Source organism: Jannaschia helgolandensis (genome assembly GCF_900109285.1).
Lineage (GTDB): Bacteria > Pseudomonadota > Alphaproteobacteria > Rhodobacterales > Rhodobacteraceae > Jannaschia > Jannaschia helgolandensis.
The window spans coordinates 104,618-120,034 of sequence record NZ_FNZQ01000009.1 but is presented as its reverse complement, the minus strand read 5'-3'; the positions used below and the strand labels follow the sequence as shown (position 1 = coordinate 120,034).

The 15,417-nt window shown below is 60.7% G+C and carries 18 protein-coding genes and 1 pseudogene; 4 read left to right on the top strand and 15 right to left on the bottom strand.

Annotation, left to right across the window (positions count from 1 at the left end; translation table 11 throughout):
• Together BMY38_RS17450 and BMY38_RS18780 are read left to right on the top strand one after the other, a co-directional pair.
• A pseudogene (locus tag BMY38_RS17450) lies at positions 1-674 on the top strand (nucleotidyltransferase domain-containing protein); the annotation flags it as partial.
• 80 nt (positions 675-754) lie between these two features.
• On the top strand, positions 755-1,147 hold the full coding sequence (locus BMY38_RS18780) for a type II CBASS E2 protein (RefSeq protein WP_483867451.1): 393 nt from the start codon (positions 755-757) through the stop codon (positions 1,145-1,147).
• Positions 1,148-1,289: 142 nt separating this feature from the next.
• Here BMY38_RS18780 and BMY38_RS17440 read toward each other — a convergent pair whose 3' ends face one another.
• The 15 genes from BMY38_RS17440 to BMY38_RS17365 form a co-directional block, all read right to left on the bottom strand.
• The gene (locus BMY38_RS17440; RefSeq protein ID WP_092765264.1) at positions 1,290-2,624 is read right to left on the bottom strand and encodes a transposase; all 1,335 of its coding nucleotides are present in this window, start codon (positions 2,622-2,624) and stop codon (positions 1,290-1,292) included.
• Positions 2,625-2,799: 175 nt separating this feature from the next.
• Positions 2,800-3,879: a TrbL/VirB6 family protein gene (locus BMY38_RS17435; protein WP_092765244.1), complete on the bottom strand. Its 1,080-nt coding sequence runs from the start codon at positions 3,877-3,879 to the stop codon at positions 2,800-2,802.
• Between the two features lie 407 nt (positions 3,880-4,286).
• Positions 4,287-4,475: a hypothetical protein gene (locus BMY38_RS17425; protein WP_092765242.1), complete on the bottom strand. Its 189-nt coding sequence runs from the start codon at positions 4,473-4,475 to the stop codon at positions 4,287-4,289.
• Positions 4,472-5,458 carry an ATPase, T2SS/T4P/T4SS family gene (locus BMY38_RS17420; RefSeq protein ID WP_055296391.1) on the bottom strand — a complete coding sequence of 329 codons (987 nt, stop codon included), beginning with the start codon at positions 5,456-5,458 and terminating at the stop codon, positions 4,472-4,474. The genes BMY38_RS17425 and BMY38_RS17420 overlap by 4 nt, the downstream gene beginning before the upstream one ends.
• A gap of 4 nt (positions 5,459-5,462) precedes the next feature.
• On the bottom strand, positions 5,463-6,842 hold the full coding sequence (locus tag BMY38_RS17415) for a TraB/TrbI/VirB10 family type IV secretion system protein (protein WP_092765240.1): 1,380 nt from the start codon (positions 6,840-6,842) through the stop codon (positions 5,463-5,465).
• Positions 6,839-7,534 carry a TrbG/VirB9 family P-type conjugative transfer protein gene (locus BMY38_RS17410; protein WP_092765239.1) on the bottom strand — a complete coding sequence of 232 codons (696 nt, stop codon included), beginning with the start codon at positions 7,532-7,534 and terminating at the stop codon, positions 6,839-6,841. The genes BMY38_RS17415 and BMY38_RS17410 overlap by 4 nt, the downstream gene beginning before the upstream one ends.
• Before the next feature lie 2 nt (positions 7,535-7,536).
• Positions 7,537-8,190 (bottom strand): VirB8 family type IV secretion system protein, encoded by a 654-nt coding sequence (locus BMY38_RS17405; RefSeq protein ID WP_092765237.1) that lies wholly within the window; start codon positions 8,188-8,190, stop codon positions 7,537-7,539.
• Positions 8,191-8,207: 17 nt separating this feature from the next.
• Positions 8,208-9,017 carry a type IV secretion system protein gene (locus tag BMY38_RS17400; RefSeq protein ID WP_092765262.1) on the bottom strand — a complete coding sequence of 270 codons (810 nt, stop codon included), beginning with the start codon at positions 9,015-9,017 and terminating at the stop codon, positions 8,208-8,210.
• Positions 9,017-10,105, bottom strand: coding sequence for a lytic transglycosylase domain-containing protein (locus BMY38_RS17395; RefSeq protein ID WP_092765260.1), 1,089 nt, complete (start codon positions 10,103-10,105; stop codon positions 9,017-9,019). The genes BMY38_RS17400 and BMY38_RS17395 overlap by 1 nt, the downstream gene beginning before the upstream one ends.
• 55 nt (positions 10,106-10,160) lie before the next feature.
• Complete coding sequence (locus BMY38_RS17390; protein WP_092765235.1) at positions 10,161-10,430, bottom strand: hypothetical protein; 270 nt, start codon at positions 10,428-10,430, stop codon at positions 10,161-10,163.
• Complete coding sequence (locus BMY38_RS17385; protein WP_092765233.1) at positions 10,427-12,802, bottom strand: VirB4 family type IV secretion/conjugal transfer ATPase; 2,376 nt, start codon at positions 12,800-12,802, stop codon at positions 10,427-10,429. The genes BMY38_RS17390 and BMY38_RS17385 overlap by 4 nt, the downstream gene beginning before the upstream one ends.
• Complete coding sequence (locus BMY38_RS17380) at positions 12,792-13,070, bottom strand: VirB3 family type IV secretion system protein (protein WP_043772477.1); 279 nt, start codon at positions 13,068-13,070, stop codon at positions 12,792-12,794. Before BMY38_RS17380 ends, BMY38_RS17385 begins: the two co-directional genes overlap by 11 nt.
• A complete protein-coding gene (locus BMY38_RS17375) occupies positions 13,063-13,356 on the bottom strand; it encodes a TrbC/VirB2 family protein (RefSeq protein WP_012187323.1) in 294 nt (97 codons plus the stop codon). Before BMY38_RS17375 ends, BMY38_RS17380 begins: the two co-directional genes overlap by 8 nt.
• Positions 13,353-13,967 carry a lytic transglycosylase domain-containing protein gene (locus tag BMY38_RS17370; RefSeq protein WP_092765231.1) on the bottom strand — a complete coding sequence of 205 codons (615 nt, stop codon included), beginning with the start codon at positions 13,965-13,967 and terminating at the stop codon, positions 13,353-13,355. Before BMY38_RS17370 ends, BMY38_RS17375 begins: the two co-directional genes overlap by 4 nt.
• A 43-nt stretch (positions 13,968-14,010) precedes the next feature.
• The gene (locus tag BMY38_RS17365; RefSeq protein ID WP_012187165.1) at positions 14,011-14,364 is read right to left on the bottom strand and encodes a hypothetical protein; all 354 of its coding nucleotides are present in this window, start codon (positions 14,362-14,364) and stop codon (positions 14,011-14,013) included.
• Between the two features lie 203 nt (positions 14,365-14,567).
• Here BMY38_RS17365 and BMY38_RS17360 point away from each other — a divergent pair, with 203 nt between their 5' ends.
• Together BMY38_RS17360 and BMY38_RS17355 are read left to right on the top strand one after the other, a co-directional pair.
• A complete protein-coding gene (locus tag BMY38_RS17360) occupies positions 14,568-14,828 on the top strand; it encodes a hypothetical protein (protein WP_092765258.1) in 261 nt (86 codons plus the stop codon).
• Positions 14,829-14,952: 124 nt separating this feature from the next.
• Positions 14,953-15,210 carry a helix-turn-helix domain-containing protein gene (locus tag BMY38_RS17355; protein ID WP_092765229.1) on the top strand — a complete coding sequence of 86 codons (258 nt, stop codon included), beginning with the start codon at positions 14,953-14,955 and terminating at the stop codon, positions 15,208-15,210.
• Positions 15,211-15,417: the final 207 nt, after the last annotated feature.

The following is a 15,417-nucleotide window of genomic DNA, read 5'->3' as shown; positions in this document are numbered from 1 at the left end:
CCCTGTTCGATGAGCGCGCCGCACTCCGGCCTACCTTTGTGGGCAAGTTTATCGCCATGCAGCGGGACGAGGCGACGGTGGAGCCGTTCCCCGTCCGAGAAGCAGTGAAAGGCATCCTGCGCCGCATCGTGCAATTGCTCAAACGGCACCGCGACGTTTTTTATCAGAACAACACGCAAGACGTGGCCCCGATTTCCGTTATAATTACCACCCTTGCGATGCAGTCCTATGCCTATTGCGTGCGCAACCACGTCTTCCATGACGAAATGGATCTGTTGGTCGAAACGATCCGGATGATGCCGCACTTCATCGACCGCCCCATTCTGGACGGACGGCGGGGCTATGCCATCCTGAACGAGACAACCAACGGGGAAAACTTCGCCGACAATTGGAACAAGGATGAACGCCGGGCACCAGCGTTCTATGCGTGGCACGCACAAGCTCTGTCCGACTTTGAAGTCCTTCGCGATGCTGTTGGTCAGGACCGTGTGTCATTGAACATGGAGCGTTCGTTCGGTTCCGGTGTCAGCGGACGGGTTCTCGGCAACCGCGTCAATGCGGTGTCGGATGGTCGCAAATCGGGTCTGCTTTCTGTCGCACCTGTGGTCGGGCTGACGACATCGAAGGTCGCAGCATCAACGACCGTGCCCACAAATACGTTCTTCGGTGATTGATTATAGGACGAGGCGGGCAATACGACCTGACCCTGTCGCAGCAGCTGCTGTTCCTGAAGGCAAGCCCGGCTATCAGTGGTGTGGGGCAGGTCCGCGCAAACAGATTGACATGGCAAGAGCCTATACAACCGACCGCCTTGGCGCGCTCCTACCTTGCCACCATCACGTTTCAGCCGGGTCAAACGCCCGGTGTTCAGATAGACGACCCGGATCTGGAGTTGCTGGCGGCAGGGCGTCCTTTGCCTCACGTCTACAGAGATCCGCTGCGCCTTTGTCTTTATCTTCCAGGTGCCAGGGAATGGGACGCGCGGAAGCGGATCGACCAAACCATCATTCCGTGGACTTACCTTTGGCTCTATTATTTCGAAGATTGGCTTTGGTCAGACGACTGGAAAGGTGAAGGGCAACACCCCGGCGAAGAGCCTGAGCCAGTTGGCAATCGGGCGATGCGCAAGGCCGTGGCACGGTGCTAAAATTGTCGATTCCGCCTGTGGCAGAAACGGTCGATATCAGTGAAAAACACCGCCCTCTAGATGTTGTGTCAACGATAAGCGCACCTTTCTGACCCCGCCTTGGTGGCGGGCTTGTTCGGTGGTGTTTTGAACTTTCACGTCTTCATATCGGCACGAGTTTGACGAGGCGTTTGAGGTTTTGGGCGGTGGCGGCGAGGAGGAATTCTTCGTTGGCTCCTGATAGACCCCGGAGTCTGAGGCGGGTCAGTTTCAGCCATCGCTTGAGATGCGCGAACAGCATCTCGATCTTCTTGCGGCGCGCGCGCGCGGTTTGGAAGGCGTCGGTGTCGGCCAGATCGCGGGCTTTTTGACGGGCTTCTTCGTCCATCAGCCGGACCACCGTCCGGGACGGCGCATCCGTGCATTGCGCGCGCAGCGGGCAGTCGCGACACAGCGAAGCTTTCGCCTTGTATCGTTTTACTCGGGTCTCGGCATTTACCGCGCGAAGCGGCAACTCATGGCCTTGCGGGCAGACGTACATGTCTCGCTCAGCGTCATAGGAAAAGGCGTCTCGGGTCAGCTTGCCAAAGGTCTGGGCTTTGCGGTCGAGGACCGGGATGTAGGGTGTGATTTTCCGCTCAAAGAGCCAGGACAGAAACGGTCCGGTGCCATAGCTTTTATCAGCGGCGATCGAGTTTGGCTCAAACCCGGCTGTGTGGCGGTCCAACATCTCTTTCGCGGCAACGATTTCCTGACTGAGCCGGGCCGGTGTCGCCTCCACGTCCACAATGATGGCGTGCAGATCGTCGGCCAGATAATTGACCTCATAGCTGAACCGCCCTGGCCCGTCCTTCAGCGACCAGGCGGCTTGGGGATCGGTCTCGGAGATGTACTTCGGCGGTTTGTGCTTCGGACCATCCGGCGGATGCGCCGCTGCGGCCTCCAGATCGTCGAGATAGGCCTGAACAGGACGGGCGATCGTTTCCCTCTCATCCCAGACGGCCTGAATGGCATCCGGTGTATCACGCCTGTCGCGGTTGGCGTCCGCATGGACCGTGCTGCCATCGACCAGTGCGCCGGTGCCGCCAACAAAGCCGTTTCCCGTGCAAATTCCGACGACCATTTCAAAGACCCGCCGCAAGATATCCCCGTCTGCAAACCGACCGTGGCGGTTTTTCGAGAACGTGGATCGCTCGGGCACCTGGCCCTCAAGCCCAAGGCGACAGAACCATCGGTACGCCAGATTCAGATGGACCTCCTCGCAGAGCCGGGTCTCCGAGCGAATACCATAGAGGTAGCCTATCAGCAGCATCCGGATCATCAGTTCCGGGTCGATCGAAGGACGCCCAATGCGGCTGTAGAGCGGTGCGAGCTCGGCACGCAGCAGTGTGAAGTCGAGAAACCGGTCCACTTGGCGCAGAAAATGGTCCTCGGGATCATGATCGTCGAGCCTGAACCGGAAAAACAGCTGCCCCTGCTCCTGAACCCGACCCATCATAACAACGCCCTCCGAAATCGGAAGCCCGAAACACAACATCTGGTAGGGCGCGTTTTTCACCGATATCGGTCGTGTTTGGCCACGTGCCTTGTGTCGCGAGGGATCAACCGTTTAGCAATGACAAAAACCCGCGGCGAAACCTTTGCAGTTTTGGCAAGTTTTTGGCACCTGGCTGTCACCGCCTGCCCAACCTACTAAGTCTTGAAAGCTGTGCCAGCATTCGGGCGCCTGTTCCGGTTGCGTCACCCGGACGAGCCGCAGTTGGCCCTCCAGCAGTATTTGGCCGGCTCGGCAAGGCTTGCACGCCGAAGAATTGTCGCGCTCGAAGGGCTGCGTATTCAGCCCCGGTTGCGCCACCGATGGCATAGCGATTGTAAACTTGTTGGCTACCTGCAAGCCCTCTGGCGAAGGCATAGCTTCCTCCGAACCCGGCCGAGAGTGCCGGCATCATGATGTTTCCAGAAATCGCCCGGACCAAGAAAGGCGTTGCTATGATGAAACCCTTTGCCATCAGCACCATCATGAAAAATGGGATAAGGGCCCCTATGTTCGAGGCTCCCTCCGGGTCGCCAAGCTCGGCAAGAAGCGCCCGAGAGACCCCCGTGATCGTCGCGAACACTCCGGCGACGACGATCGGATACATCGCGAATGAAATGAGCGCGGATAACCAGCGCGCGAAATAATCCTTGGTCACCTCGAACAGGGTCAAGAAGATCATCACTGGCGCAATGCCAATTAGCAGAGCGATCATGAGCCGGGACGCCACAACAATGAACGCCGCCAACCCGCCAAGAATCGAGAGCAGCAGAACCCCAAGTGTGTCAAGCAAGGCACCCGCCATCCAGTTCAGCTCAGATCCCGCAGCATTCAGATAGTCCCCGAGCGCTGCAATCAGTTCGTCAAATTCCTCTGCAAAGGTACCGGACGGACCAGGTGATCCGCCGCCGACAGAAGCCACAAGTGCCCCGGCAATGCTGTCAATTCCGTTCAGTATTGCTGAGGCAAGCGCATTGAACTGGACCCAGTTGGCCGCGAAGACCCCTATAAGTCCGACCTTCACGGCCAGCCCAAAGGCAGTTCGGCCGTCCATGGCGCGATACTGGTAGATCATGTTGATGAAGACCAGAATGACAACTAGTGTTGTGCCCAGAACCAGCAACGTGCCGACCGTTGCTGCGACCGCACCAAACTGAGTTTCGGCAGCGGTATCTAGATACCCTTCGGACGTTTCCACGAAGTAGGTGACGACACTCATGGATTGCTACCAGTTGCCAGCTGCTACGCAGATTGGCATGGCGGCGCGGCGCAGTTCATTTGCCTGTCGTCGGTATTCGGACGTCGCTTCGACAACGTCCCAGTATTTAGATGAAGCATAGCGCTCTGTGTAGAAGCGTACGGCGTCCTCCCAAGTTGGATACCGTGTGGGACAGTCGCAGTTTTGCGAGTCTACGACGCGCTCCATGCTTTGAGCCCGATATATCTGTTGGATCAAAAGGCGCTTATAGGATTCGCGCACATTGATGTTCTGCATCCACTTCGGCTCAGGTGGCTGGTCTGGGCAAACATTTGGGTGGTTGTCGAGCGTCGGGATCAGGTTCCGCTCGGCTACGCCAGCAGTTGTGCCAAAGATCAAGAGCAGGCCAGCGACTGCAATAGCCCGTGTCATTCCGATGCCGCCTTCATTGTACCAGTCTCACGCTTCAAGAAAGTGGTGTAGCCGTAGTCGCCGGCTTTGGCGGTGATAACCTCCCACCCTTCCGCGCCGCGCTCATTCAAAGCACGTCGCACCTCGTCGTAGTCCTTTTGCTTCTTCACCGGAAAGAACAGGATGTCATATTCAAAGGTTTTCATGGGGAAGTTCCAATCTCAGTTGCGCCGGGGAGGTAGAATTCTGTGATGCCGCGTTTGCCGTCATGGCGGCCGGCCTGGATGATCACGTCGATGGAGTTCTCGATGTACTGGATCATGTCGGCATAGGTCATCGGGATTTCGGTTTTGAGCGCCGCGATCGCGAGCCGCTGCACGGCCAGTTGCGGGGTTTCGGCATGCAGCGTGGTCATGGACCCGCCGTGGCCGGTGTTGATGGCTTCCAGAAAGGTCATGGCCTCCTTGCCACGCACCTCGCCCAGGATGATCCGGTCGGGGCGCATGCGCAGCGTGGCGGTGAGAAGCACATCGGCGGTCTGGAATTCTGCGTCGCGATTGGCGATGAGGGTCACGGCATTGGGCTGGGTCGGCAGAAGCTCGGCCGCTTCCTCGATGGTGACGATGCGCTCCTCGGCCGGTACGTGAGAGAGGATCTTGCGCGCGGCCACGGTCTTGCCGGTGGAGGTGCCGCCTGAGACGATCATGTTGAGTTTGTTCTCGACGCAAAATGCCAGCGCATCATCGATCAAACCCGCGGCCACCACGGCGCGCAAGGCGCGCTTTTTTTCGACGCGCAGGTCTTCGAGCTTGCGCTCTTTTCCGTAGAGGAAATCGAGCGCGATGCCCTCGAGTGGCAGGCTTGAGAAGAACCGCAGGCTGATCGACATGGCCGAGAGCACGGCGGGCGGGGTGATGACCTGTGCGCGGATCGGGCGCCCCTTATAGGTGATCGACACCGAGACGATGGGGCGGTCCTTGCTCATCGTGGTGTTGGCCGAGGAGGCAATCTGGTTGCCGAGATCCCTGACCTGAACGCCCGTAAGCCTCTGGTCCAGCGCGCGCATGAAGTGATCGCCCTGGAATTCGCCCCAGCAGGTCCCGTCTGGATTGATGCAAATCTCGATGACATCGTCGCGGGCGGCGGCGTCGATCCGGTCGAGCGAGGTTTCAAGATAGCTCAGCGACATGGGCTCAGAATATCTCCAGATCGCGGTCGACCATGACAGTGACGCGCGCGCCCTGGTCGACATAGATGACGGGGCCGATGGAGAGGTAATCGCCTATGACGCTGTCCGTGGCATCTGCCAGATCATCGCCAACGTCTTCGAGAACGTCGGCGGCAGTCTCATCCTGGACCTCGGAGGCGGCGGCACTTGGTGCCGCGGTAATCAGCGAGATCAAGGCAGCCGACCCGAAACGCTCGGCAAAACGCGTGTCTATGAGCCCCGTGACACCGGAACGGCCCAGTTCATCACCCCCGAATGAACTGATCTGGACGGTCTGGTTGTCGGGCAGGATGATCCGGTCCCAGGCAATCGTGACGCGGCGCTGCGCGATATCGACGCCGGCGCGGTAGCGCCCGATGAGACGGGATCCGCGGGGGATCAAAAGCCTTGCGCCATCGACGCTGTAGACATCCTCGGACACCACGGCGCGGGTCTGGCCGGGAAGTGAGCTGTCGAGGGCGGTCTCCATGACGGCCTGCATCATGGTGCCCTGCACGATGGTGTTGGAGGGATTGGCGATCACCTCGGCCTGCGTCACGGTGGAGGGCAACGCACCGTTCAGCACGAAATCCGTCACCTCACCAAAAGTGCGTTCGGTCAGAGCCGTTTCATTCGCTCCGGACGTGCCGCCAAACGCGATGGTGGGCGAGGCGATGCGCCGCTCCTGGAAGGCGCGTTCCTCCGCGGCGCGGCGCTCCAGCTCGGCCATGCGCCAGGTTTCTTCCTCCCGGCGCAGTCGCTCTTGCTCGCGTGCGCGCAGCTCATCTTCCGTGGGGCCCACTGGCGCGGGTTGCGGTCGGCTGGCCTCGAGTTGGGCCAGTTCCAGATCCATGCGTAATTGCTCAAGGCTTCGATCCCGCGCCATCAGTTCGTCCTGAAATCGTTGCTGTGCTGCTTCCGAGGCGGCTTGTAGCGCCGCGATCTGAGCAGTCAGCGCGTCAATTGCCTCTGCGGCGGCGGTGTCTTCCTCGACAACTGGTTCAGGGGCGTTGCGCAACTCCTCGATCTGGGCCTGCAGGGCGGTGATCTGCGCCAGAAGCTCCGCGTTGGGCTCGACGGGGTCTGGTCCGACGAACACAACCTCGGGCTCGGGCGGGGGCAAGGTCTCGATAGCGCCAAAGCCATCCCCTTCGTTTTGGAAGACGTCCGGAGTGGCCGTCGGCAAGGCTTCCTCTTCTTCGGGCTGTGAGAGGAGATAAAGCAGGGCACCACCCGCGCCGATGACGAAGACCACGGCCAGCGCGAGAATGGGCGAGCGCCGTGGGGCAGGGGATGGACCTCGCCCTGTTCCATTCTCGAGGGCGGCGAGGCGTATTTCCAACTCAGTATTTCCGGTATCGCTCATGAGGCGGTCTCCGCGGGCGGGATCGCCTCGATGCAGACCACCTCTTCGCCAAGTCGCAGGACCCATTGGCGGTTCACGCCGCTGACGCGGATCACGCCGTCCTCAGGGGTTTGCGTGTTGACCGTGCGTTCACGGCCGCCCGCGTAGCGGAAGATCGCGGGCACAGGGGCGTTCCGTCGAAACGCGAAATACGTGAACGTCCCGTCATCCCAGATGCGCGTTGGCGTGAACTCGGTCCGCGCGCTGGCGCCGTAGTTGTAGTTCGGCGCTTGGGCGGCGATGGCCCGGGTCGGGCGCGCATCGTCCTCCGGATAGCGGAACTGCACCACGTAGAAGGTCGGGCTGCGGACCTCCTGGACGTTGAAGTAGTAGCTCCGCCTGTTCGTGTAGACGGTTACATTGGTATGGACGCCGCGCGCGACGGGCTTGATTGCAAATGCCTGACCACCGGGCACGCCGTCGATCTCGAAGCCCTCGGTGTCGCCCGCGATGATCGAGCGGATGCTTTCGCCCTCGCCGAACTCGATGGTGGTGACATGGGTGAGCGAGACGCTGAGGCGGTAGACCTGGCCTTCCTGGTAGGTGGCCAAGCGCACCCGGCTGTCGTTGGGACCGCCACGCGGGATGGCTTCGGCAGAGGCGAGGCCGGGCAACAGGGCAATGACAAAAATAAGCGATCTTATAAACAACAACGTCAGTTCTCCAATCTGTCGGAGCGGATGGAATATTCGAGGACGGTGAAGCCGAATGGATTGGTCCAGACCTCATCGATGGAGCGGCGGGTCTCCGGGCGGAACTCGAAGAGAAGCGTCGCAGTGAAGAGGCCGGTCTGGGTGCCGTTAATGGACGTCAGGCGCTTGCGCAGGCGGACCGTCGCGCGGTTGGTTCCGATCCGGTTGATGCTGAGGATTTCCACGTCGAGTCGAGCATTGGGGCCATAGACCGTCGGCGGGTAATTCTCGTTGGCGCTGTTCCAGATCTGGCGCAGCCCGCTCTCGGCAGCTCCGTCCGAGCGGCGCAGGACGCTGCGGATGCGCAGATCGTTGTCCAGCTGGTTATAGACCTCCCGGTCGGTCACATAGCGGAACACCTCCGCCTCGATGATCGCCTGGTTGGCGGTTACCGAGGAGGCGCCCACCGAGGCTTCGGGGAGTGCAAAGCCGGTGGCAGGATCATAGGGGACAACGACGGGGGGCGGGTCGACATCGAGGATCGAGACAGCCGCGGCACTCAGACAGCCGATGATACCGAAGACAAGGCCCAACAGGCCAAGGCGTTGCCAGAGCCGTTCGCGGCGCAGGGCACCGTAGACCAGTTCTTCCTCGATGATTTCTTGTTCAGTCGCCACCGTTCATGCCCCTGCGATTACTCGGCCCGCAGGTCCGGCAAGGTGAAATCCATGAAGCGCTGCTCTTCGGCGATGGTGGCGGCATCGATCACGCCTCCCGTGCCATCGCCCACGGTCTGGATGGCTTCGAGCTGCCACATGGCGACCAGCGCAATGGCGAGCTCCGTGGTCACGCGCGTGTTGAGATCGATGCTTTCCTTGAGTTCGTCCATGTCGTCGATAAGCCCCACAAGGCGGTCGACCCGCTCGAGCGATTGGCCGGCATCTTCATAGCTGTTCTGGGCGGCGGCTGAGACGAGCGCGCCGGTTGTTGCCTGCGTCGCCACGCGGTTGGCTCCGGGATTTCCGCTCGTGGCCATTTCCGAGAGGGTGTCATCGTCAAATCCGAGATCGGCCAGCACCCGATCCATCTGGGTTTCGATCTCGCCTGCGCCAGAACCGGACAGGCCGGAGAAATCCCCAGTCTTGATCGCCTCAATCGTGGCGAGGATGTCCCCGAACTCTTGGTCGAGCAGACCGTTCAACTCGTCTTCCATTTCCGTCCGGATGATTTCGGGAAGCTCGGCAAGTCGGGTGAGCGCTTCATAGGTTCTTTGCAGCTCCGCGAGTTGATCTGTGAGTGTGGCAAGCTGTTCGCGGAGCTGCGTCAGCTGCTCGTTTTGCAGGATCTCGTCTTCGATCATCTGCCGGAGTTGCTGGATGTTTTGCGCGATGTTCTGGGTGTCGACGACCGGTACACCTTGTGCTGCGGCAGGGGGTAGGGCGCTGAACTGCAAGCCAACGCCAAGTGTCGTGGCCAAAGCTGTCCTCAAGAGCAGATGTCCCATCATTCAATCTCCCTGATCGTAAAATCCATGAACGCGCCTTCGGCCATGCGGGCGCTGGCCTGGGCCAGCTCTTCGGCGGAGAGCACGCGCGTGCGGGCGGCCTGAAGCCGGATGCGGGCAGCCACGAGACGCACGAGTTCGGCGCGGGCATAGGTGTTGAGCGCGACGCTCTCCTGCACGTCCTCGGTTTCGGAAATCCGTTCGACGATGTCGGAAATGCGCAGGGCGGCTTGGCGGATCGCGGCGGGTGAGTTGCTGCCATAAAAGGCCGCCCCATGACCCGTGAGCGAGAGGTTGGCATTGGCGAGAAGCGCGGGGTCGATCGTGCCAAGCGCTTCGATCCCGCCGATACGGGTCAAATAGAGGTTATAGCGTTCGGGGATCACCTGGACGTAGTGCTGGGTCTCGCGGAAGGGTGGCACGCCGCCATACTCGAAAACCCGGCCGGGTCCGGCGTTATAGGCCGCAAGGGCGTTGATGATGTTGCCATCGAATGTGTTGAGCTGGGTCGCGAGATAGCGCGCGCCGCCATGCACCTGCAGATAGGGGCTGTCATAGTATTCCGGGTTGATGCCGAGATCGCTGGCGGTGCCAGGCATGATCTGGGTGAGGCCATAAGCGCCAACGGGAGACCGTGCCCCAATCGTAAACCGGCTTTCCTGCCAGATGAGGGCTTGCAGCAACGCGCGCCACTGGACGGGCGAGAGCCCTGCGCGGCCAACACCCGCAAAGCCGCTGGTCTCCTGAGCCACGCGGATGATGAGCTGCTCGATGGTCTCAGACGCATCCCCGAACATCTGCGCACCGCCGGGATTGGGGTCGATGGCGGCATTGCCATAGACCGCCTCGACTGACCGGGCCGGATCCCCGCTGCCGCTTTCCAGCCCCGAGACCATGGCGGGCAATCCCTGACCGCCGAAGCTGGTCTGGGCATCGAGGATGCGCTGCAAGGTTTCCAGCTGCTCCCGTTCGATCTCGGCGATGAGTTCGCGCACTGCAAGCTTGTCGGCCTGAACAGCTAAGTCTGCCTCGCGATCGCCGGTCTCGACGATGTCACGCGCGGTCAGCCCACTGTCATTGGTCGGCACGCCTTGAGACAAGGCGAGACCGGGCAGCAGGCAAAGTGCCAGGATATGAGGCAGGCTAGACTTCAATGTCGCCTTCCGGCGCATCTAGAGGCGTAAAGGTGCAATCAGGCGCGACAGGTGCCGTGGACGCGAGGAATGTGAAGCAGTTCGCCTGCGGTTCCTGGTACTGGGCGCAGGAGGCCAAAGCGCCGAGCGCGGTGAGAAGAAACAGTTTGGCGTATCGAGATTGTCTTGAATCGTTTTTTCGCTGCCTCTCGCTTCGCTCGAACGCGAAAAACGATGCAGGATTCTTTGGTGAAATCTCGAAACGCCATATACGGATCATGAAAGCCTCCAGAAGTCTGGGCGGGTGCGGTAATCGGTGCCGACAAGCGCTTCGCCCTTTTCCATGCCGCCAAGGATGGTGAGATTGGGCCCGAGAGCACTGAGATCGGCATCGACCACGATCGAGCCCTGATCGTCGCGGATCAGCGCCAAACGGCTGTTGCTGCCCGTGTTGAGAAGGACGTCGAGCTCCTTTTCCGTGAGGTTCAGCATGACGTAATCCGCAGGCTGCGCGCGGATATTGGGCAGCAGGATCTGCGTCGGCACCGCCTCGATGATGGTCTTGCCGGTCCGGGTGCGCTCGAGCTGGCTCGCGTATTGCGTCATCATCACCGCGACGGTGTTCTGCTTGCGCGCAGTCACCAGCCAGTTCGACAGCCGCTCGGCGAAATACGCGTTATCGAGGGCCTTCCAGGCCTCGTCGATCACGATGATGGTGGGGCGGCGATCCTCGATCTCGCGTTCGACCCGGCGGAAAAGATATGAGAGGACCGCCATCCGCTCCTTCTCGGCCTCGCTGTCGAGAATGCCGGTCAGATCGAAGCCCACCACATCGCCCTTGAGGGAGAAGGTGTCCTCGAGGCTCTGCCCGAAGATCCAGCCATAGCGGCCGTCTTCCGTCCACTCGAGCAGGCGCTGGTGCAGATCGCCGCCATCATCGGTGGACACAAAAAGCGATGCGAAATCCCGCCAGTTCCGCAGGGCCGGATTGGAGGCCTGGGCATTCTGGCGCACGACTTCCTGGATGCGGTTGGTCTGTGCGGGCGTCAGGGGCTTGTCAGCGCGGTAGAGCAGGGTGGCAAGCCAGTCCGAGAGCCAGGCGGTGCCGCGGGCATCGGTCTCTGTCCAGAGCGGGTTGAGGCCCGTGGGCTGACCGGCGTTCAGGGACGCGTAGCGCCCGCCATTCGCGCGGACCGCCATCTCCATACCAAGACGGTAATCGAAGACGAAGATCCGCGCCCCTGCGCGACGGGCTTGGGTCATCAGGAAGGCGGACAGCACCGATTTGCCCGACCCGGGTCGTCCCATGATCAGGGTATGGCCGCTGGTGGGTTCTTTGTCGGGCGAGCCTTGCTCGTGATAGGAAAACCGGTAGGCGCTCTGCTCCGGCGTGGGCAAATATGTGATGACCCGGCCCCAAGGGGTAAGTGCTGCGGGTTTGCCGAGCTGTGTCCGGTGGAAGGCCGCGAAATCCGCGAAGTTGCGATTGGTGACGGCGCTGGCGCGCACGCGCTTGGGCTGGTTGCCGGGATGCTGGCTGAGGTAATGCGCCTTGGCGGCGACCCGCTCGCCGATCATCTTCACGCCTTCGGTCGCGGCGGCATTCACGATCTCCGCGCTGAGCGACTGCAGCGCTTCGAGCGTTTCGCAGAAGAGCGTCACGACCATATGATGCTCGCCGAAGCTTTGGCGCTTGGCTTCGAGATCATCGGCGGCGATGTCGAGGGCTTCCAGGAGCGAGAGGGCCGCGTCCTGGCTGGCCTGCATCTGGCGCTTTTGCCGCTTGATGCGGCCCGCCATGAGGTTCGAATTGATCGGCGTGAAGGACTGCGTCACGATCATGTCGACCGGCAGGTTCAGCATGTCGAACATGGTGCAGGAGGTGCCTTCGGAATATTCGCCGATGGTGAAACTCTTGCCGTAGCGATGCCCCACGACGCCTTCAGAGAGCTCGAAATGATCGCCATGAAACGTCACGCGGGTATTGGCGACGTTGACGGACAAAAAGCCGTAGGTGTTTGCAGGGTAGAGCGGCAGCTCGGTGCCCGTGTTCAGCGCGCCCAGAAACCCCACCAATTCCCCCGATGCAGCCGACAGCAGGCGCGGTTTGAGCTCTGCGAGGCCGGACAGGAAGACGTTCACGGCCTCACCGAGGCGCTGCAGGCGTTTGCGGGTCTCCTCTCTCAGGCGGTCCGTTGCGCTGCGGCTGAGGAACAACAGGAGACTCTTGGGGGGTGGGCGGTGAATGACGGTGAGCGTCAGCGTCTTGTCGCGCAGCCCGCTGGTCTCGAGTTTCGCGCGCCAGCGCCGGTCCACCTCGCCCCCGAAGCTGTCCTCACGGATGGGGTCGAGATCAGGTTTGATGGCCTTGGAGACCTTGTGGACGTAATAGCTGAATTCCGGCCCGAGCTGCGCGACGATACGGGCAAAAAGTGCCGTCACCTTGTCAAGATAGGCATCGTCGGTCGTGTAGCTGTTGATCCCCTCGAGCCGGATGCAGCGGAAGAGTTCGTTCACCCGGGTCCGCACGGTCTGGTCGTCAACGAGGCTCACATAGGGCAGCATATGCGCGAGGCGGGTCTCGCGCGCATACCACTCCGGCGTCATTGTGCGGGCATCGAGCGCAGCATCACGGGCGTCATCACGGGGCATAGCTGTCCCCGCCATGGATGGACCTGTTGCGCGTGGGCGGTGTCTCCTGCAGGGCCGTCATCATCACGTCGATGAAACGCGGGTCCCAATCTGCGGCCTTCCACAGCACCGGATAAAGAAGGGCGGCCACGCCCAGCACCCCGATGTGCTGGACCCAGACGAACAAGAGCACCGAACCGAAGAGCCAGACCATCGCATACATGATGGGCAGGCCCAGAAGCTTGGGCGGGCGCACGAGGCCGAGAAAGAGAGGCGCGCGCTCAGCCACCGGCAAAGACCGCGGCAACGATGGTGGGGGCGGCGGCAACACCAGCGATGCCCACGAGGACCCAGAGCGCCTGACGCAGATCGATGATGTTGAAGAACCAGCTGAGAAAGACCCCCAGAACGGCAAGCGTCGCGATGACAACGCCAAGTGGGCCGGTCAGCGCATCGACGATGCCCTGTAACAGGCTCTGGATCGGGGAGAGATCAATGCTCTGGGCAAGGGCGGGCTCGGCAATGAGCAGGAATAGCGCCAGTGAGGCGACAAAGAGGTTTGAAATCTGTCTCACGAATTTGATCCTTCCAATCGGGCCACGACAGCCATGACGCGGGCCACGTGGTTCTGGGTTTCTCGGTAGGGGGGAACGCCGCCATACTGGCGGATCGCAACGGGTCCGGCGTTGTAGGCAGCCAGCGCCAGGTGCGGATCGCCGAAACTCTCCAGCATCATCGCGAGGTAGCGGGCGGAGCCGTCGAGGTTCTGCAGCGGATCACGCGGGTCGACGCCCAGATCACGCGCCGTCGCTGGCATCAATTGACCAAGGCCAATGGCCCCCGCGCTGGAGACCGCATCCTGCCGATAGGCGCTCTCAACCTCGATATTGGCGCGATAGAGGGTCAGCCAATCCGTCACGGAAAGCCCCGCGCGACGCAGGCCGGGATGGCCGGTATAGCGCAAGGCCGTGGTCTGAATCCCGGAGAGGATATCGGCGCGGGGCAGGGGAGTCGGGCGGGCAAGGGCCGCGACTTGGACGCCCTCTTGCTCGGCCTCTACCTCGCCGAAGATCGCGATCCCATCGGAGGCCGAACCCTGAGCAATCCCGTCATTGTAGTTTCGAGCAAAGCTGCTTTGGGAGCGGGACGGGATCAGGGAGCCGTCGCTCTCCATGACCAGCACCATTTGCGCGGTGGCTGGCGCGGCCAGAAGGCTGAGAAAGAAAAGGCTACTTGCTGCCGCCCTTGTCGGTCGCAGCCAATTTGTGTGTCGTCCGCTGGCCTTCTTCGAGCGGGACATCGGCATGGGAGAAGCCGATCCCGATGAGGAAGGAGACCACGCCCGTGATGGTTTTAAACTCGCGGATCTTGATGTCGTTATAGGTCGTCCGGGTACGGGCCGTGACCAGCAACTTTTCCACGCCCTCGTCAGAGACGACGCGCATGATCCAGACCCCGTAATAGCTCGGGCCCTTCTTGTGTGCCGATTCCTGACACAGGATTTCAGCGCTATAGCCGCTTTCCACGAGTTCGCGGAAACGCGCTTCCGTAACCACATTTGGTGCTTCGATGTCCCAGTTCATGGCCCGGCTCACGCTTTCTGCAAAGACGCAACGCCCGGGCATTCCTACTTGAAGCCCAGAGTTACGATAGTATACTATTAACCGCAAGATATAATACGGCAGATACGGCTGTATCTCAGTTACTCAAACTCTAGGCACGGGCATTGGCGTCTATCAAGGAAAATAGGGGTTTCAGAAACCTGTGGTTGAGCCGGTGGGTGAAGATGCAGGCTGTAGCACTGCTTTTGCTCGTTCCGGCTGCAAGCCAAGCGGGATCCTGTCTCGCACCGGTACGGCCCTTCGTGCCAAGCGATTCGCAAGCGGCCAGTGACTATGCAGACATCATCCGCCAAGACTTCGAGGCCTACATCTCGGACATTCAGGACTACTTCCGCTGCCTTGAGCAGGAGCGTGCGCGTGCCTTTGAAGAAGCCCGCGAAGTCAGCCAGGACTATGGTCGTTTTCTGGAGCTGGTGGGGGATTGATGGGCGATTGGACGTGCATCAGACTTGCAGCCCTTGGAAACCAGACGCCGATAACACCCTCAAATATCTACTTTTTAGATAACAGATTTCATCCGCTAGCGACGTCACAAAAGGTATGTGACGCGTGGCAAAGACTATCAGAACAAATGGCCAGTTGGCGCTCGTCCGTGCGTTGGTTGATGCACGTCAAAATGCGGGTCTCAGCCAGCAGCAGTTGGCGGCGAAGCTCAAACGCCACCAGTCATTTGTGGCACGTCTCGAAAGTGGCGAGCGTCGTATCGACGTCGTGGAGTTTACAGTTCTGGCGAGGGTCATTGGTTTTGACAAAGATGAAGTCCTGTCGATTGTCGAAGTCGCCACGGAGCCCGACCACAGGATTTGAACCAAATGAATTGTTGAGAACACGGGAACCCATTTTCCCGGTCTGATGATCATTCCCTCATCGAGGACCAGTTAGCCAAAATCAACGAAGTCCGGCGCGCGGTCGTAGCGAACGCTCTGCAACCCCACGCCGCAATTTGCAGCGCCACAGTGCAGGAAGTCAGTAAACAGTGAACGATGATAGGGGTGAGGGCGTCGCGATCGCCAA